Origin of the sequence: uncultured Aquimonas sp. (assembly GCF_937888285.1) — a bacterium.
Taxonomy (GTDB): Bacteria; Pseudomonadota; Gammaproteobacteria; order Xanthomonadales; family Xanthomonadaceae; genus Aquimonas.
In genome coordinates this window covers 64,071-81,618 of record NZ_CALART010000110.1, presented here as the reverse complement: position 1 = coordinate 81,618, position 17,548 = coordinate 64,071, and the positions used below count along the sequence as shown (strand labels likewise).

Below are 17,548 nucleotides of genomic sequence, written 5' to 3'. Positions count from 1 at the left end.
AGGTGCTAACAGCCCCGGTCGGCCACTGAACTGCAGCACACATCGCAACGCGCCGAAGGCAATTCAGGGGGCTGCTCCATGGTGGCGAAGCTCCCGGGTCAGAAGTCGTCGGTCGGCCACGAACTGTCCTTCGCCAAAATGGCTCGTCCGACAGCATAGGCTGAAAGCGGACTTCCGAATTCTGCGGGGGCGCGAAGGATGGAATCACCTAGACGAAGATCACACAAGGATCCCCTAGCGGGGTCAGGATCGTCGTTCTCTGCTTCCCTCGTGTGATGCTGACTCGAAGATTCTGTCTGGCCTGATTGTCAATGTTCTCCTTCAGATTTGCTCTCACGATCCGGTCTGGGTTGGCCACGATCTTCTTCTTCACATAGCGGGGCCAGCCTTCAAAGATGATCACCTCGTCGAACTGCTTTCCTTTGGCCTTGTGCATGTTCATCACACAGACCCCAGTTTCTGGCTTTGACTGAGTAGCGAAGTGCTCGCGAACAAATGCCTGCCTTGTGATGTGCAGGGCGTTTTCGTATCGCCCGAAGGTCCGCCAGTCCTGCGAAAGCTCTTGGCGCAATTGGGTTCCACGCTCCAGCAGACGGATGTTCTTGACTTCGATGGCAACCTCTTTCAAGCGGATGCAAGGACCATTCTCCAGGGCCTTCCTGGCCGCTCGCCAGTCTTGATCCGGATCGCCCGTGAGGGAGATTGCTCTCAGTTGTTCGCATGTCTGCAAGAGCGGAGCCATGAGGCTGTTCTTGGGCAGCGGCTTACCGGCAGCTTTCTTCTCCGCGTAGAGGGCGAAGGCCTTGCGGATGCTTACCGCCTGCTGCAGGTCCGATTTCGCCGGTAGGTGGCCGCCCTTCCCGTGGAAGTAGTTGCACAGGAGGTCGATCACCCCATCGACGTAGAACAGACTCGGCGGCTGCAGCATGAAAGAGACGATCTCGGCTCCCAGAATGGCTGCATCCAGATCGACCGCGGCTGAGTGTCGAATCGGCGGCATCTTCGCGAGTGGCTGCCTGAACACATCCGAGACGGCTCGCGTCATCTTCTTCGTGGGAACGAGGATGGCGAGCGACCAATCCTTCTTCTTGGAGTCGACGAGCCTCTTGCGAGCAGCGTACGCATGGGTGACGAGCGCGGTGCAGGCTTCGTTCTCATTCGCGGGATAGGTTTTGAGCTCGATGCCGAGGTACTTCTCCTTGGAAAACTCGCCCGTCAAGACCTCATTTCCGAACAGAAGAATCTCGGTTCCAGCGCTGCGATGGTTCTCGCCATGCAGCACGATCTCCTTGGGCTTGAACGTCGCGCGGAACTGGTCGAGCCGGGCCGGGTCTGCGCCGATCCAGTCATAGATGCGCTGTTCAGGATCCGCCAGAGCGACCAACGTGCCCTCACGGCCAAGCTGTTGCACGACTCGCCATTGATCGGCGTTCGTATCCTGGAACTCATCCAGAATGACGGCGGGGTAACGATCGGCAATTAGCTGGCGAAGCCGCTTGCTTCGCTCGAGAAGTTCGGCGACATGGCGGGCAAACAGGTCGAAGCATACGCGACCCTCGACCTTGGCCTGCAGAAGTCGTTCGGCTTGCTCCTTGCCCTTCCTTTCGGCCTTCTCCGCCTCACTGAGCTTGGCTTCGGCCTTGTATTCGCTTCGGATGGCCGATAGCGCGATCGCCTCGTTGGCGGGAGTCAGGATCGTTAGCGGCCTCGGCAGACCCAGCAGATACCCGTGGGTCTGGAGGATTCGCCAAAAGAACGAGTGATAGGTCTCGACATTGATCCGCGACTTGATGGCCTTCGGGATGTCGTGTTCGCTCTCGATGGCCTCAATGACGCGGCCAATGGTGGCGCGCGCGAAGCTAAGGAACAAGACTTCTTGGCCGGGACGTAGGGACGTCGCGACCTTGGCCGCCTTGAGGATGGAGATGGTTGTCTTGCCCGCCCCTGGGCCGCCGATCACCAGGAGATGGACCTCGGCTTCGAGGACTTCCCTTTGCTTCTCAGAGAGTTTCATCGTCATCACCGCCCGGGATGCCACCAGGCGCCACGACCGCGGCCGCAGGCACGGCCGGCGGCATGCACAGTCCTCTCAGGTGGATGCAGGCCTCTCTGATCCATTGCGGAATCTCGGCCTCGCTGCATTGGGCGACGTACTCCGCGATGCCGAAGTCGCCCTTTGTTTTCGCGAAGTACGCCATCAGTGCGTTGACAACATCCGCCTTTGGATTCGGAAACTTCGCTGCCAGGTCTGCGGGCCATTGGAGAACGTCGCAGAACCTCTCCATCGCCGCCTGCGGCGTGTTCTTCAGGATGAGGTTCTCGATTCCCTTCTCGTTGTGCATGTACATGTGCTCGACCTGGGCCTGGATTTGCGCCTGAGCAGCGGCGTCTTGCAGGTCGCACAGGGCAAACGTCCGTTTGCCGATTTCCTTGTACAGCTTTGCCATATCAGGGATGCTTCCCTCGCCGCCAGCATCGACAACACAAACACCGAGCGCTTCCAGAGATGCGTACTTCGCCGGATCAAGCTCGGCCAGGCGCCGGCAGGCCACCGGAAATGTCGAAGCTTCGGTCGCACCCTCTGCAACAAGAATACGCCGGGCCAGCAAGCCTTCACAGAACCTGGTCCTGAACTCCTGCCGGTAGCGCTTGAGCTTGACGCTTTGCGGGAGCCAGACCCGGGATTGCTTCAATGCTCCGGTGGTGTCGCGGGACAGGATGACGGTTTCGTCGAGTGAGAACTCTTCGAGCACGTAGGGCGAGTGCGACGTGAACAGCGTTTGCGACGCCAGCTTGCGGACCTCATGGATGATGCGCTTCTGCGCGTATGGCGGAATGGCGGTCTCGGGCTCCTCCATCGCGAAGATGACGTTCTGCTTGTCCTCGGCGATCTGCGACAGCATTGCGAGCACCAGCATGTTGATCGTGCCGGTACCTTGCCGGTAAAACGGGGCGGCGTGCGTTCCATCGCCGGTCGCGATGAACGCCGTGATCACCTTTCGCAAATGGTCCCGCGTGAGGTTCGAGACCTTGAGATGCGGCTCGATGCCCCATTCCTTCGGCACGTACTTCTTCAATGCGTTGTTGATGCTTTGAAGGACTCCGGATATGCCCAGGCTCGGATCCTCCGCGACTGAGAACGCTGATATTTTCCCGATGGCGTCCTCCCACATCTGGGGGCGCACCTCTTTGAGGCGCAGGATGATGTCCAACAGGCTTCCCCGTTCGAGGCTCAGGGCCCGGGAGCCTGTGCGGATGGAGCGCAGATACAGAAATCCGCAGACCTGTTTGTCCTTCTTCGAGAAGGTTTGGGGCGTGTGGCCGTCCACAAGCGTTAGCGTGTAGAACGTCTTGCCCACGAAGTCGTCCTCTTCCGGGTCGTACTCTCCGATAAAGGTAACGCGCAACGCTGGGGAGATCGTGTCCGCATCAACCCCTTCTGGGGATGTCTCCTGATAGAGCTTCTTCTCCTTGTTGTCCCAGAATTCAATGTAGTCCCCGAATCGATTTCGCTGCTCCTCGGAGAGATCAATGATCGTGACGTCGACCCTGATCTGTAGCGCCGGATCTTCGGCCGGTGCCTCCACAGCGGCGCCATCTTCCGACGCGGCGGCTCCTCCGTTCTCGGCGCCAGGCTCCTGCGGTCCACCTTCGCCGTGATCGCCTTGGGCGGACTTCTTAGATTTGGCGGCGTATCTGCCGTGGTAAAAGTCGTGCTCGTCGATCGGCGGTGTCCTGTTCAACCGGTCGGGTCCGAGGGCAAGATCGAGCGCCTCCAGCACCGTTGTTTTGCCCGTGTTGTTGTCCCCAAGAAGTACCGCGTGCTTGGTGAAATCGAGGGTTGTGTCCTTAACGCCTCGGAAGTTCTCGATATGAATACGCGCGACCTGCATTGTTTCCTCCCCATGGGTTTCGCACCTTACCCTCCTTTGCGAGGGCTCGGATGGGCCGATCGAACGTGCAAGGCGTCGCCGAGCGTTGCCGCTGCGCGCTTGGGACGACCCCAGGAGACAGCCCGGTGGGCTATGGACAGCTGCCCGATGCGAGTCGTATGTCGTCGACGCCAAGCGCAGTCCGACTCGGCATGATGTCTCGCTGGAGGGGGCTCGCTTCCTGAGCTGTTGGGCTGTCTACCATTGGCCTTGGCTCGCGCACTAATGTCCGTTTTCCGCCGCTGAGTGGTCATCTACAACCAGGAAATGACTGGCTGCAACGGGTCGTTCTCGACGAAACCGACGCACAGGTTTGCGATCCGCCCCTTTTCGATCGGCACCGGCGTCAGGCTGCGTTCAACCCCAAGTGACTCCACAGCCGTGCGTTCGGGCGAGGACCAGCATTGCCATCACTTCGCCCGCTCGCCTCTGCAAGTACTCGTCGGTGCGCGCGCCTTCCGACCACCTCGGGCCTTCGGTGACCGACGTCACCGCTTTCGCGCGCGCAGGGTCGGAGTTCATGGCTCGGAGCAACTTCGTGATGGCGGCTTCCAGCTGCTCGTACGGAATCTCGCCATAGGGCGCCGATAGCAGACCAGCAAGTGCCAGTAGCGCAGCAGCGTTGCTGTTGCTGACATTGAGCGCCTCTGAATGGCAATCGATCTCGAGCTTGAACGTGATGCTCACTTGCGGCGTCCTTCCGATCTGCGGACAGTTTCCGCCCCGGCAGGGTCAGCGCAAGCCCGTCGGCCAGACGCAGGCGCATCGTCAGTGGAGGACGCTATGGCCCCTGGCTTGCCGCGCCACCTTCATGAAGCCCCGAGCCTCCGCGCGGGGGAATTCCGGGCTTGCCGCTCCGCGGCTCCAGCCCCGGAGACAGCCGACCAGCATCGCGTGTTCGGCCGCAGCGTCGATCCCGAGCGCGTCGTTGAGCGCGCGCACCAGGCGCCTTGCTGTCAAGAAGCCTCCCAAATCGATGCTGGTGATGCGCACGCCATCGCTGCCCCGCTCGCAGACGGCGACATTGGTCCCTGCCGGCAACCCTGGAAGCACGACATAACAGCGCAACGGCAAGCCAGCCATCATGTCCCCCCTGCTGGCGCCGGTCACGTCGCCGCCTCCTGCGCGAGCACGAAGCTGTCCAGGTCGATGACCTTGTCCGCCATCGCTGTGAGCTCCGGTGTCTGCGAGACGAAGAACTCGCGCTGGTAGCCGCCCAGCCGGATCACCTCGCGCTTCATGTCCATGAACATGCGCTTGCGATCCGGGTCGAGCGGACCGTCGGCCTCGTCGCAGAACAGCGTGCCGTACTCGCGGCCTGCGTTGCCGGCCAGGTAGAGCGCGATCGCGCGGGTCAGGCACTCGTTGATCCAGACCCGTTCGCCGCCACTCAGCAGGGCCACGCTCTTGGACTCGCCACCTTCGCCGTCGTGAACGACGATGTCGAAGCCTTCGCGCATCTCGCCCTTGGCAGTCGCCACCTGGGTGCGGATCTCCAGCGTGAACCGCCGCCCGTAGCAGGCCAGCAGGAGGTCATTGGCCAGCCCGGCGAGCGTCGGTCCGGCGTCGTCGATGTCCAGCGCGATCACGCCATCATTGCTCAGGCATCTTGCCAGCAGAGTCCAGCCGCTCAATTCGGACTCGACCGCCGATGCGCGCGCGTCGGTGGCGGCCGCTTCGCCACTGACGCGCGCTTGTTGCGCCTGGAGCGCAGCGCGGCGCTCCTGAGTGCGAACAGCCGCGAGGTGCGCCTGCTCCGCACTGTGCAGTCCGGCCTCGGCCAGTATCGAAGCGCGCCGCGCCAGTTCGAGCCGGCCTCTGTCGAAGGCGGGAGGCAAGGCGGCGACTGCGGTCTCGATCCGGCTGATCGACGCATCGCGTTCGGTGCTCAGACGATTGCGCTCTGCAGCCACTCGGGCGCGCGCTGCCTCGATGTCGGCACGCTCGGCGGCCTCCTCGTCGGTCTCGGCCGGCGCGTCGTTGGAAAGCAACCCCAGTTCCACCTCGACTGCCGTGAGTGCGGCCTGGGCTTGGCGCATTTCGCCTTCCCGTGCTGCCAGCCGTGCCAGGCTCGACAAACGTGCGCTGGCACGTTCGAGTCGTCGCTCGGCTTCGTTGCGCAGTTCCCCAACCCCGGCCAGCGGGCGCAGTCCTTCGGACAGACCGGCACGTTCCGCATCTGCAGCGCGCTGGCGATCACGCAGCGCGGCGATCTGACCATCGACGGACGGCAACATGGCCTGCGCTTCCCTGGCGTCACCAAGCAGCTTGCAGCGACCCTGCAGGTCGGTCCCGACGCAGGGTACTTCCGCGGCAAGTCCGAAGCGCCGCTGTAGGTCCGCATGCCTCAGTGACACCTGCCCAGCCTCGCGCTCGATGCCCTCGATCTGCTGGGCCAGCAGCCTCACCTTGCCGCGAAGCTGGTCCGCCTTGTCCGCGAGCGCCTGGGCGGCCGCCGCGCGCTCGGTTCGTATCTGCACCGCCCGTTCCGCCGCCATCAGCCTGCGCGATGCCCATGCGACCCGACCCGCTCCAGCGCACGACTGCCGGAGTGCATCGCGCTGTCGGGTGAGCCGGACCCGCTGTTCGGCATGCTGGCGCTTCCTGGCAGCGGCCCGCTGCGCCAGCGCGCCGGCCCTGACGTCGAGTCGAGCGAATTCCTCCGCAAGCCGCTGGAGTGCCTCCCTGGCGCCGACTGCAGCCCTGTCGCGCTCGGCGGCAAGTTCGGTACTTCGTTTGTCGGTTTCCGCAGCCGCCTGTGAGTCCGCGAGCACAGTTGCCTCGGCAGCACGGGCGGCATCCAGTGATCGCGCTGCGGCGTCTCGTTCGCTGGTCGCCCGCGAGAGGGCTGCCTCGGGATCGCCTAGTGTGCTCAGTTCGCCAGCCAGGCGCGCGATTTCGGCCGCCGCGCTGGCCTGCCCCTGCCGGATCAGCGCCAGACCATTCTTGAGCAGCCTGGACGTCTCCGCTGCGTGCTCACCCTGCTGCCGCACCTGGTCCAGGCCCAGCAGGTCGGCCAGCAAGCCCTTGATCTCGCCGTTGCGGTAGGCCGACAGTGGCCGCTTGCCCTGGGCCGAGAACACCGACGTAAAGAAGGTCTCCGGCGAGCCGAGCAATTCGCGCACGGCCTGCTCGTAGATATCGACCTTGCCGTCGCTGACGGTGCCGTCGGCGAGCACCACCGGTGTCCAGTGGCTGCCGGACTGCTCGAACAGGAAGGCCTCGGTCTTGCGTTTGCCGTTGACGCGAAACACAAGTTGCGATTTGTAGCGGTGCCCCCGGTGCTCCCAGGTCAGTTCCTTCTGGCTTTCCGGTAGAAAGACGTGGTCGTAGTACGAGAACGCACCGAGACCATCGGCACCGGCGCGGGAGGGCATGACGAGGTACGGATGGAGGTTGTCCATCACTGTCGTCTTGCCGCGCCCATTGGCCCCGGCGATGGCCACCAGCGTCGCGTCGCCGGCCAGTGCCTCGACGTCGAGTCGAAGGGTGTTGCGGCCGAGGCCGCTGCGGATGCCCTTGAAGCCGGTCAGTGTCAGCACTAGGGGGCGGTAGCCGCGCGCCGCATTCGGTTGCTCACCGTGTTTTTTGTCGCCCATTGCAATTCCCCTTTCCAAGGTACGCTGTGCAGCAAGGCCAGCCATGCTCATGAGTCTCTCGCCAACGATCAGGGCGTCAACCACCGGCCGCGAGACACGCGCGCCCGTCAGGTGGCTGCTGTCCGCAGTACGTTGTTTCATCGACCCGAGACCCATCGCGCCGAAAAGGTGGGCGATGTGAGCTCGCGCGACCTCGACTCCGCCTTACCGGCGGACAGCAAGGAGGTCGGGCAGGGAAGCGGCGACAGCGATGCCGCGCAGAACGAGAGCGAGGCGCGGCTGCGCCGCAGCCTGCTGCGCGCGACCGCCAACAACGCAAGGTTGAGTTCGGTGGCGCTGGGCTTCGCCACGCTCTATGTCGGATGGCTGGCCTGGCGATTCGCAGATCGGAGGCTGCTGGCGCTGGCGCTGGTCGCCACGGGACTGGCCACCGCGATCTGGCGCTGGTCGATCGCCGGCATGGCCGCCGTCGACATCCTGCCGCGCGAGGATCTGGAGCGCCGCTTCCATGCCGCGCTGGACCGCAACGCCTACCTGGTCTGCTGTTTCTGGGCGCCAGCTTCGCTAATCGTGTATCCGGCCATCACCGACAAGGGGCACGCCGTCACCTACGCGCTCTGCGCACTCGGATCGATGAGCGTCGGTTCGATGTACCTGCTGCCGGGTGCGCACCGCGGCTTCTGGGTCCTGGCGGGGGTGCAGTTCGCTTCCTTCCTCGTTGCCACCGTCTTCATCGAGACCGAGCACCTCTGGGTGACGGCTTTCCTGCTGGTGCTCTACGCCGTGGCGGCGTATCGGATCTCGGACCAGGTGCGACGAACGACGCGCAACCTGCTGCGCACGCACCAGGTCACTGACCAGTTGCGCCACGAAGCGATCGAACGCGAGCAGGCGATGCTGGTCGAGGCGGCGTCGGCTGCGCGCACTGCCGAACTGACGGCCACGGAGCGCCAGCAGGTCTTCATGGCCAAGGTCGGCCATGAGATCCGTACGCCCGCCCAGATCATCATGGCGGATGTCGAGTTCCTAGAACACCGACTCGCCGACAGCCCGGAGCTGCATCTGACCCTGCGCCGGCTTCACTCCGCCGCGGACCTGATGGCCCATCAGATGCAGGGGATCGCCGACTATGCGCGCAGCCAGTCCTGGCGCACCGACGATCGGCTGCAGCTCGCGCAGTTGTCCGCCGTCCTCGGCGACATCACCAACCTTCACGCGTCGACCGCCGGCGCGAAGGGGCTCGCCCTCAAGGTTGCTGCGCAGGACGTGGAACTGCTGCTGGACCTCAGCAAGGTCCGCCAGATCGTCGAGAACCTCGTCGGCAACGCCGTCAAGTACACCGCCACCGGCGAGGTCAGCGTCTCGGCGGAAGTTCGATCGACCGCGTCCGGGCCGCGCGAACTCGTGATCGTGGTCGCGGACACCGGCATCGGCATCCCGGAAGACGTCCAGGACCGCGTCTTCGAGCCCTTCTTCAAGGCGGCGCAGTCGCCGGCCCGACGGGACGGTCTGGGCCTTGGCCTGGCCATCGTCAAGTCCCTGGTCACCAAGCTCGGCGGCCGCATCGAACTGCAGTCGCGCGCCGGCAAGGGAACGACGGTCGTCGTATCTCTTCCGCTTGCCGACTAGGCAGACAGCACGAAACGAAGGAGAACTGCATGCCCAGGATCGACGTCACCGCCGTACCCGGACGCCGGGGATCGGGCTACCCAAAGCCGTTCGACGCGCCCTGCAGTGCGCGCACACGCCGTCGCCTGGGCGAAGCCGGCGGGCTTCGCGACTTCGGCGTCAACCTGATGACCCTGCCGCCGGGCGGTTGGTCCAGCCAGCGCCACTGGCACAGCGACGAGGACGAGTTCGTCTATCTGCTTGAAGGCGAAGTGACACTCGTCGAGGACGGCGGTGAGACGCTGATGCGCGCCGGCGATTGCGCGGCATTTCCGAAGGGCAGCGGCAACGGCCACCACCTCATCAACAGGTCCTCCGCGATCGCCGTCTATCTGGAAGTGGGCTCGCGCAATCCGAACGACCTCACCACCTGCTCCGACATCGACATGATGAGTTCCAACGCCGACGGCCGGTTCTTGCACAAGGATGGCTCGCCCTTCTCTGTGTGATAGCGGCGCGCATCGGTTCGAAAGCGCTGCTGCCGTGACCGCGGAAGATCCCGGACTGACCGCTCGATGTTCGGGCGTGCCGAGGGCTCAGAACAGCTCCAACTCGGCTGCTGCACCGCCCGCGATCGATCTGGGTTCCGTGGCGCAAGCGTCCGGCCTGACCGCCAGCGACAAGGGGTCTGGAACTTCCGCCCGAGGACGCCGCGTCAGCACCTCACCGGCGATCTGCTCGGGCGTCTGGTGCGAGAGGCGCTCCAGGTACGCCAGCAGCGGCTCCACCCGGGCGCCCGTGACCCCGGCCCACGCGCGCACCTTGTCGCCCAGGCTGGCGCAGCGCGAGATGCCTTCTGCCCGGCTGCGCACGATGGGCACGAACCGCCCTTCCAGTTGCACGCCTGCCGCACCCGCCAGCGCGCGCTTGATGGCCTCGCGGTCGACCTCGTGCCGATCCTCGTCGGCGACCGTCCAGCGCACGCGGACCCAGGCACCTTCCAGGTCACCAGCCGCCACTGCCGACTCGATCCGCGCCAGGTCGGGCTTGCCCTCGAAGAACAGGTCGACCGTCCGCCTCGCTGGGGTCGGCACCAGCTCGAACGCCACTGCCGAAGCCGCGACCTCCCACAGCACGAAGCCCTTGTCGCCGACCTCGCCATGGTGGAAGCGGCCGATTGATCCGGCGTAGGCCACGATGCGCCCGCCCTGCTCCCAGTGCTGGTGTCGGTGGATGTGCCCCAGCATGAAGGCCTGGGCCTGCGCCGAGAACAGCGCACCCGACGTGAACTCGTGGTCGAAGCCGGCCATCGGCACGTCGTGCTCGGTGATGCACCCGGTGACCGTGCCGTGCGACACGCCGACGGTCGGTACCAGCGCCTCACGTGCCGCCTGGTTGCTGGCCGCAAACCCGGCCAGCAGGGCCGCCAGTTCCTGGCCCAGCGCGACTCCGGCGTCCGCCGCGCCGACGCTCGCGGCGACGGTCGCCTTGTTCACCGTCGGCACGCACGTGAACAAGACCCGTGCGCCGTCGGGCAACTGGTCCTGCGCGCCGTCGAAGCGCCAGCCTTGCGTGCCGAGCCAGGTGCGGTCCAGGCGCAGCGCCACCTGGCCGATGCGATCGGCCACATGCACGCCGTAGCGGCCCCCGAGCAGGCGGAAGATGGCCAGCGTGCCCGGTGGCTCGTGCGAGAACGTGCCCTGCTGCATCAGCACCGGACAGTGATCCGCCAGCCGGCGCACCTGCCGCGCCAGGCGTTCGACCGCCGGGCTGTGCACGTCGAGCGCGTGGTCGGTCGAGTCGCCCGAGATGACCGCGACTTCGGCGCCGCGCCGGATGGCTTCGTCCACCGCAAAGCCGAAGCAGCGGTCGGCCTCGGCAAGGTTCTTCTCGCTGTAGTGCAGGTCGGAAAACTGCGCGATTCGGATCATGGGTTCACCTCGCTGTTGCTTCGATCGGGGTTCGGACGTGTTGTCATCGTCGCGCGCCGCCTCGCCCGATCAAGGCGGCGCCATCGGGTTCAGCTGAAGACATCGAGCTCGGCATCGACCTTTGCGCGGAACCCCTCGCCGTCGTCGGCGAATCCAGCGACTTCGTCGAACGCCCGCTTGCGGCCGTTCGCGTTCATCTTCCAGCCGCGGCCCCAGCGCTTGTCGGCGTAGCGCTCGAAACGCTCGGCCACGACACCCAGCGCCGCGGCGGCCTGTGCCACCCTTGCAGCCTCGTCGCCGCCGTTGGGCGCCTGCTCGCGCTGCGGTTCGAGCCGGGCGTTGCGGGCCGGCATTTCTGCCCTGCCCTGACCGGCTACGGAGGCCGGCGCTGCGGCACGATCGGATGCCAGTCCGTGTGCCGGTGCAGCCCGAGGTGAGGATGCGGACGCGTCGATCACGCCATCGTCGCCGAACACTGTTCCGCCAGCGAAGCGGCGGTCCGCAGGCCCGCCCTCAAGTACGTTCAGCGCCTCGGCAGCCCGTGCCTCGGCACCGTCCAGTCCTTCGTCGGGCCGCAGCAGCGCCGCCACGTCGACCGGCGCCTCGAGTTCGATCAGCCATTGCGAGGTGCGCACGGGCCGGCCCTCCTCGTCGATCCGTGGCACTTCGACCAGCCGCTTGGTCAGGTAGAACGGTGTGTGCTTGCCGTCCAGGAAGCCGGAGATTCGGCCGCCCCGCATGAAGCCGATGGTCTGGAACTTCTGGATCGCGGCGTTCATCGCGTAGAAGCTGTTGGTCGGCAGCTCGAAGGCGCTGATCGACTTGATCCCGGGGATGAAGAAGATGAACCGTCCCGACAGGTTGCACTTGCGGTCCTGGTACTCGGCACAGGATTCGGGATCGCACAGGCCGCCGTTGTCGGCGCGGCGCATGGTCTTGCGGCCGCCCCAGACGCGGATGGCCCGGCGCGTGCCGCTGACCACCGGCACGGGCGCGTGACTCATGCAGTAGCGGGTCTGGCCGTCCGGGGCGTACTCCGACCAGAAGCGTCGCTCGTTGGCCGTCCACGCCACCAGTTCATGCGGCATCACCGACTGCCACGCATCGGCCGGAAAGACCACCGGGAACCGGTACAGCCGCTTCACCCCGTCGCCCCGGTCTTCACCGAAAAGGTCCGTGATCTGCCGCGCGATCTCCGGGTTCGGGAAGTCCTCCCCACGCACCGTGAAGTAGGGGACGTTCTTCGGCGCCAGCGGGTTCTTCAGGTCCGGCGCGGCGTCGGCGATCTCCCGCTCGATGCTGTCGAAGCTCTTGCCCTGCTCGACGCCGCGTTCGTAGATGGCGCGCACGCGCTCGTTCTCGGCCGCGCGGCGCGTCAGCACCTTGATGCCGGCACGGATGCGGCCGGCCACCGGGATGCGGGGTGCCGTGCGGCCCAGCAGTGTGGGCACGGCAAGCGCACCGCCCTGCACCACTGCGACGGGACCGGCCTGGCCGTTCGTCGCCACGTTCTCCATTGCACTTGCCATTGCAGGCTCCTTGTCCAGGTTGAGGGGGATGGAGCAACCATGCTCGCCCCTGAAACGCGTTCATCAACCCCGCGATCCGCTCGCTGCACATCCGCGGGCCGGCTCGACGACAAGCTCGAAGTCGGGCAGGCCGCGCATCAGCAGACGACCCCAGCGCCTGGAGACGAGGCGGAGATCCAGGATCGTTGCCGTGCCGTGGTCCTCGTCGGTGCGGATGAGGCGTCCGAGTTGCTGCTTGAGGCGGACCGCGGTCTCCGGGACGGTGATGTCGATGAAGGGCGAACGCCCCTGTGACTCGATCCACTCCCGGCGCGCCTCTTCGAGCGGAGAGTCAGGCACGGAGAACGGCAACTTGGCGCACACCACGTGCGTGCAGTACTCGCGTGGCAGGTCGACGCCTTCGGAAACGCTCTGCAGTCCGAACAGGACCGATCGCTCGCCGCTGTCGATTGCGGCACGATGCCGGGACAGCATCTCCATCTTCGGCATCGTGCCCTGCATCAGGGTGCAGCGCCGCAGGTCCTCCGGCAGCAGCGCATAGACCTCGCGCATCTGCTTGCCCGACGCGAACAGCACCAGCGTACCGAGCGTCTGAACGAGACCGGGCATGCGCTCGACAACCTCGTCCTTGTGCCGCCGCGCATCGCCAGGATCCGTGCGCATCGCAGGAATGACCAGCCTGGCGTTCGAACGGTAGTCGAACGGTGACTCCCCGCGCAGAAACTGCACGGCCGCGTAGACCGACAGGCCGGACTGCTGGAGGAAGAGGTCGAACGCGCCGCAGGAAGTCAGCGTCGCCGACATCAGGATCACGCCGCTGGCCCGGTTCCAGAGCAGGTGGCGCAACTTGTCGCTGCCACTGATCGGTGATGCACAGACCAGGTAGTCGCTCGACGAGGACGTGCTGTCGTGCAGCTCGATCCACCGGGCCACCGGCGCCTCGCCTTCGACGTCCGGCACGAACTGCAGCGCCCGTTCGAGCACGAAGGCCGACTACTGGATCTGCTGACCCGGCAGCGCCAGCTGCTCAGCCAGCTCGACCTCGATAAAGACGAGGCCGGCACGGCCAAAGTCGATACTGAAGAACTGCGCGAAGCAGCGTGACTGACTTCACCCCCACGGCCGAAAGGCTGTGGGGCTCTTTATGGTACGCCCCACTCGGTGCGCCAAAGAAAACGCCCCGGCCCTGAAGCCGAGGCGCGAAGCCTGGCCGCTGTCATCGCGACCACGCTCCTGCTCAGGGAGGAAAAGCAGGAGAGCCCGGGAAACCCGCGCTCGGCAAATATCGTAGCGCGCCAGCCCCGATGTGCCGCAAAAGGGTTGGAGGGGTCGCGCCACGCCTGCTGCAGCATTGACGCGAAACATGACCGCCCTGTCATGTTCTGGACAGATTTCTGTTGATTGCCGGTGCGTAGATTGAGTGAGCTCCTCAACCCGGCGCGGGGCTGACCTGCCTTCTTGCCTGCTGCCGCGCCATGCTGAAAGACCGCACGCCATGAACCCGTCCTCGATCGTCCTGGCCATCGCCTCTCTTGCGAGCACTCAAACTTACGCGGCGGCTACGCCGTCGGACACACCGCTCACTGGCGTCTCGATGAGCCTTGCCAAGCGACTCGATGCCCGCTCGTTGCCAGAAGTCTCGGTGACGCCTGCAAAACTGTCCGGGGTGCCGATGGCGATTGCCGCGCGTCTCGATGCTTCCAAGCCGTCCGGACAAGCCTCAACTTCGGGCCGGATGCTGACCGGGGTGCCGGTGGCACTTGCCAAGCGGCTTTGAGCCGGGATTGCTCACAGCCGCACGACTCCGCCAATGGCCCTCGATCAGGATGGCCCTGCCGCGCGGCGACTTGGAGTTGCCTTGGTGGCCTTTGTGGGCGGAAAGCGCAATGAGCCAAGACTCGCACCGCATGTCTTGCGGGCCGCGACCAAAATTGTCAGTCTAGAATCTGAAACATGCGTCGTTGGGTATTCGCGTTCCTGCTGCTTGTCGTGCCGTTCCAGTTGGTCTGGGGCTCGGCGGCGCCCTACTGCGCGCATGAGGCCAGTGTCTCGGCGAAGAAGCACTTCGGCCATCACGAGCACAAGCACCAAGCCGGCGGCGAGGTCACACCGACTTCCGACAACCAGGGCGATGGCGCGGGTGCATACCACGCCGATTGCGAGAGTTGCCACCTCGGGTGCTCCGCGGCCGTGCAAGTCAACGTACCCGGGATCCATGCGCTGCCCCAGGCCCGCGCTCCGGGTTGTCGAGAACCACGCTTCACATCGTACGTACCGTCCGCCCCACAACGTCCTGATCGAGTCGTCCCCGCTCCTGCCGCGCGATCCGGCAGCGGCGTGGTGGTCTGACTCATGGACTGACTGACGACACCCCCACGTCGCCTCCGAATCGCTTCTGTCGTGAGACCAGAAGGATGATTCGATGCGATTTCCCGTTTTGGTGGCAGCCTGCACGGCTTGCCTGTTGGCCGCCGCCCATGGCCTTGCCAGCGCACAGGTGCCGGCCTCACCCCCTGCACTGACACTCGCAGAGGCGCTGCGACAGGCCGAATTGGCCAGTCCCGCCGTCAAGCTGCGCGAGGCTCAGCTGGCTGCCGCCGAAGGCGCGCGGCAGCAGGCGTCGACCCTCCTGGCCAACAACCCCGAGCTGAGCCTCGAGCGCAACAGGACGCAGACCCGCATCACGCCGCCGCCCGACGAGCGCAGCAACGGGTGGTCTGTCGGCATCGCCCAGCCCATCGAGATCGGTGGCCAGCAGGCCCGGCGCCGCGAAGCTGCGGCCGCTGCGCTGGATGCGCTGCGGGCCGAGATCGAAGACGCGCGGCGCCAGGCGCGCAGCGACGCTGCACTGCGCTTCCACGCCGTGCTCGCCATTCAGCGCCGCATCCAGATCGAACAGCGCTCGGTGGACCTCTTCGACAGCACGGCTCAGGCCATCGCCAAGCGGCGCACGGCCGGTGAGGACACCCGACTTGACGCCAACGTGGCGCTGGTCGAGGCCGAGCGCGCGCGCAATGCGCTGGCCGTCGCCCGCGAGCAGTGGTTGGACGCCCGCAGCGAGCTTGCTGCTGCCCTGCAGTTGCCCCCTTCGGCTGTGCCTTCCGTTGCCGGTGAACTGGCCACCGAACTGGGCACAGGCCTGCCTTACAGCCTGGACCAGCTCGTCACCGCTGCGCAGGCGCTGCCGCGGTTGCGTGCGCTGTCTGCCCGCGAAAACGCGGCACGCGCCCGGCTGGGCGTGGAGCGAGCCAGCCGCTTGCCGGACTTGACGGTGGGCCTCAACGTCGGCCGCGAAGGGCCGGGCAACGCACGCGACCGCGTCACCATGCTGACCTTGTCGATGCCGCTGCCGCTGTTCAAGCGCAATGAGGCAGGCATCGGTCAGGCGCTCAGCGACGTGACGACATCGGAAGTCGAGCGCGCGGTGGTCATCCGCGACCAGGAAGCCCAGGTCAGGCGCCTGTGGAGCCGGCTCGGCAGCCAGCGCGAGCGTGTGCAACGCCTTCAGCGCACCTTGCTGCCGGCCTCCAGCGACAACCAGCAACTGGCGGCCAAGTCGCGCCAGGCCGGCCAGATCGGCCTGCTGGAGCAACTGGTCATCAACCGCCAGACGCTGGACGCCGAGCGTGAACTGGGCGACGCACTGGCGGAGTACCACGCCACCCGAATCGAACTTGAAAACGCGGCCGGCTGGTCGCAAGAAGGAACATCACGATGAGCACGCCTGATCAGACCTTTCGGCTGCGCCTTGCAGCCATCGCCGGGGCTGTGGCTCTGGCATTGGGCTTGGCAGCCTGCAGCAAGGAAAGCGCCAAGGATGCACCGGCGGCGCCAAGCGCCAAGGCCGACGCGCACGCTGGCGAGAAGAAGGGCGAAGGCAAGGACGAGCACGCCGAAGGCGCCAGCGAGCTGACGCTGACCAGCGAAGAGGCCGAACGCGCCGGCATCAAGGTCGAGGCCATGAAGGCCCAGGCGCTGGGGGAAACAGTGGTCGTCACCGCCACCATCTTCCCCGACCAGGACCGCCTGGTGCGGGTGTCGCCGCGCATCGACGGCCGCATCCTCTCGGCGCCCGCCAAGCTGGGCGACAAGGTGCGCGCAGGGCAGATTCTGGCCACGCTGGACAGCGTGGAGGTCGGCGAAACCCACGCCGCGTGGACACAGGCGCAGGCTGAACTGCGCATTGCCGAAGCCGACTTCAAGCGCGCCGAGTCGCTGAACGCCGAAGAGATCATCCCGCGCAAGGACTTCCTGCGCGCGCAGGCCGACCGCGACAAGGCCGTGGCTGCCCTGCGCGCCGCATCGGACCGCTTGCGCCTGCTGGGCGGAGCGCCCGGTGCCGCGGGCAACAGCGTGTCCGGCTTCGCGGTCACAGCGCCGTTTGCAGGCACCGTCATCGAGAAGAAGGTGACGCTGGGTGAACTGGCAACGCCGAGTGAACCCATGTTCACCGTCGCCGACCTGAGTCGCGTCTGGATTCAGGCCGCGCTGCCGGAAGCAGCTCTGTCGAAGGTGCGCGTCGGCGCGAGTGCGAAGGTCACCGTGCCCGCCTATCCAGGCGAAACCTTCACGGGCAAGGTTGGCCACATCGGCGCCATGCTCGACAAGGACACGCGCACCGTCGCCGCGCGCATCGAAGTGCCGAATGCCGACGGCCGGCTCAAACCCGAGATGTTTGCCACCGCCACCATCGAAGCGGTGGGTGAGAAACGCGAAGCCATTGCCTTGCCCGACGCAGCCATCGTGCTGCTGGAGGGCAAGCCGACGATCTTCGTCTTCGAGCAGGGTGCGTACGAAGCACGCGAGGTCGAGCCGGGCGAGCGCATCGCCGGCCGCACGGTGCTGAAGTCAGGCGTCAAGCCCAGCGACCAGGTGGTGACCGAGGGCGCCTACGCGCTGAAGGCACGCAAGCTGAAGTCGCAGCTTGGCCACGGGCATTGAGAAGGACC

General features: G+C 65.8%; 14 protein-coding genes. 6 read left to right on the top strand and 8 right to left on the bottom strand.

Going from position 1 to position 17,548, the window contains the following annotated elements; all coding sequences use genetic code 11:
- Positions 1-208: 208 nt before the first annotated feature.
- From Q0654_RS20245 to Q0654_RS20225, 5 genes are all read right to left on the bottom strand, one after another.
- Entirely contained in the window at positions 209-2,014 is a 1,806-nt protein-coding gene (locus Q0654_RS20245; RefSeq protein ID WP_298856831.1) for an ATP-dependent helicase, read from the bottom strand.
- Positions 2,001-3,893, bottom strand: a complete 1,893-nt coding sequence (locus tag Q0654_RS20240) for an AAA family ATPase (RefSeq protein ID WP_298856830.1) — start codon at positions 3,891-3,893, stop codon at positions 2,001-2,003. Before Q0654_RS20240 ends, Q0654_RS20245 begins: the two co-directional genes overlap by 14 nt.
- A 396-nt stretch (positions 3,894-4,289) precedes the next feature.
- Positions 4,290-4,619 (bottom strand): DUF1840 family protein, encoded by a 330-nt coding sequence (locus Q0654_RS20235; RefSeq protein ID WP_298856829.1) that lies wholly within the window; start codon positions 4,617-4,619, stop codon positions 4,290-4,292.
- 81 nt (positions 4,620-4,700) lie between these two features.
- Positions 4,701-5,042 (bottom strand): hypothetical protein, encoded by a 342-nt coding sequence (locus Q0654_RS20230; RefSeq protein ID WP_298856828.1) that lies wholly within the window; start codon positions 5,040-5,042, stop codon positions 4,701-4,703.
- Entirely contained in the window at positions 5,039-7,672 is a 2,634-nt protein-coding gene (locus tag Q0654_RS20225) for a hypothetical protein (protein ID WP_298856827.1), read from the bottom strand. The genes Q0654_RS20230 and Q0654_RS20225 overlap by 4 nt, the downstream gene beginning before the upstream one ends.
- Before the next feature lie 36 nt (positions 7,673-7,708).
- Between Q0654_RS20225 and Q0654_RS20220 the strand changes: the two genes are divergently transcribed.
- Positions 7,709-9,160 carry a HAMP domain-containing sensor histidine kinase gene (locus Q0654_RS20220; protein WP_298856826.1) on the top strand — a complete coding sequence of 484 codons (1,452 nt, stop codon included), beginning with the start codon at positions 7,709-7,711 and terminating at the stop codon, positions 9,158-9,160.
- A 29-nt stretch (positions 9,161-9,189) separates the two neighbouring features.
- Positions 9,190-9,648 carry a cupin domain-containing protein gene (locus Q0654_RS20215; protein ID WP_298856825.1) on the top strand — a complete coding sequence of 153 codons (459 nt, stop codon included), beginning with the start codon at positions 9,190-9,192 and terminating at the stop codon, positions 9,646-9,648.
- An 87-nt stretch (positions 9,649-9,735) separates the two neighbouring features.
- Here the strand turns inward: Q0654_RS20215 and Q0654_RS20210 are convergent, their stop codons facing one another.
- The 3 genes from Q0654_RS20210 to Q0654_RS20200 all read right to left on the bottom strand — a co-directional run bounded on the left by Q0654_RS20210 (position 9,736) and on the right by Q0654_RS20200 (position 13,532).
- Complete coding sequence (locus Q0654_RS20210; RefSeq protein WP_298856824.1) at positions 9,736-11,070, bottom strand: hypothetical protein; 1,335 nt, start codon at positions 11,068-11,070, stop codon at positions 9,736-9,738.
- Between the two features lie 89 nt (positions 11,071-11,159).
- Complete coding sequence (locus Q0654_RS20205; protein WP_298856913.1) at positions 11,160-12,587, bottom strand: hypothetical protein; 1,428 nt, start codon at positions 12,585-12,587, stop codon at positions 11,160-11,162.
- Between the two features lie 75 nt (positions 12,588-12,662).
- Entirely contained in the window at positions 12,663-13,532 is an 870-nt protein-coding gene (locus Q0654_RS20200) for a helicase C-terminal domain-containing protein (RefSeq protein ID WP_298856823.1), read from the bottom strand.
- On the opposite strand from Q0654_RS20200, the gene Q0654_RS20195 reads away from it, so the two are divergent.
- The 4 genes from Q0654_RS20195 to Q0654_RS20180 all read left to right on the top strand — a co-directional run bounded on the left by Q0654_RS20195 (position 13,509) and on the right by Q0654_RS20180 (position 17,540).
- On the top strand, positions 13,509-13,703 hold the full coding sequence (locus Q0654_RS20195; protein ID WP_298856822.1) for a hypothetical protein: 195 nt from the start codon (positions 13,509-13,511) through the stop codon (positions 13,701-13,703). The genes Q0654_RS20200 and Q0654_RS20195 overlap by 24 nt on opposite strands.
- 391 nt (positions 13,704-14,094) lie before the next feature.
- Positions 14,095-14,376, top strand: a complete 282-nt coding sequence (locus Q0654_RS20190) for a hypothetical protein (protein ID WP_298856821.1) — start codon at positions 14,095-14,097, stop codon at positions 14,374-14,376.
- A 645-nt stretch (positions 14,377-15,021) separates the two neighbouring features.
- A complete protein-coding gene (locus Q0654_RS20185; RefSeq protein WP_298856820.1) occupies positions 15,022-16,317 on the top strand; it encodes a TolC family protein in 1,296 nt (431 codons plus the stop codon).
- The gene (locus tag Q0654_RS20180) at positions 16,314-17,540 is read left to right on the top strand and encodes an efflux RND transporter periplasmic adaptor subunit (RefSeq protein WP_298856819.1); all 1,227 of its coding nucleotides are present in this window, start codon (positions 16,314-16,316) and stop codon (positions 17,538-17,540) included. Before Q0654_RS20185 ends, Q0654_RS20180 begins: the two co-directional genes overlap by 4 nt.
- The last annotated feature ends 8 nt before the right edge of the window (positions 17,541-17,548 follow it).

What these genes read in the sequence shown, in the direction of transcription:
- Q0654_RS20245 (WP_298856831.1), bottom strand. Translation starts at nt 2,014, where the DNA reads ATGAAACTCTCTGAGAAGCAAAGGGAAGTCCTCGAAGCCGAGGTCCAT.
- Q0654_RS20240 (WP_298856830.1), bottom strand. Translation starts at nt 3,893, where the DNA reads ATGCAGGTCGCGCGTATTCATATCGAGAACTTCCGAGGCGTTAAGGAC.
- Q0654_RS20225 (WP_298856827.1), bottom strand. Translation starts at nt 7,672, where the DNA reads ATGAAACAACGTACTGCGGACAGCAGCCACCTGACGGGCGCGCGTGTC.
- Q0654_RS20215 (WP_298856825.1), top strand. Translation starts at nt 9,190, where the DNA reads ATGCCCAGGATCGACGTCACCGCCGTACCCGGACGCCGGGGATCGGGC.
- Q0654_RS20210 (WP_298856824.1), bottom strand. Translation starts at nt 11,070, where the DNA reads ATGATCCGAATCGCGCAGTTTTCCGACCTGCACTACAGCGAGAAGAAC.
- Q0654_RS20205 (WP_298856913.1), bottom strand. Translation starts at nt 12,587, where the DNA reads ATGGAGAACGTGGCGACGAACGGCCAGGCCGGTCCCGTCGCAGTGGTG.
- Q0654_RS20190 (WP_298856821.1), top strand. Translation starts at nt 14,095, where the DNA reads ATGAACCCGTCCTCGATCGTCCTGGCCATCGCCTCTCTTGCGAGCACT.
- Q0654_RS20185 (WP_298856820.1), top strand. Translation starts at nt 15,022, where the DNA reads ATGCGATTTCCCGTTTTGGTGGCAGCCTGCACGGCTTGCCTGTTGGCC.
- Q0654_RS20180 (WP_298856819.1), top strand. Translation starts at nt 16,314, where the DNA reads ATGAGCACGCCTGATCAGACCTTTCGGCTGCGCCTTGCAGCCATCGCC.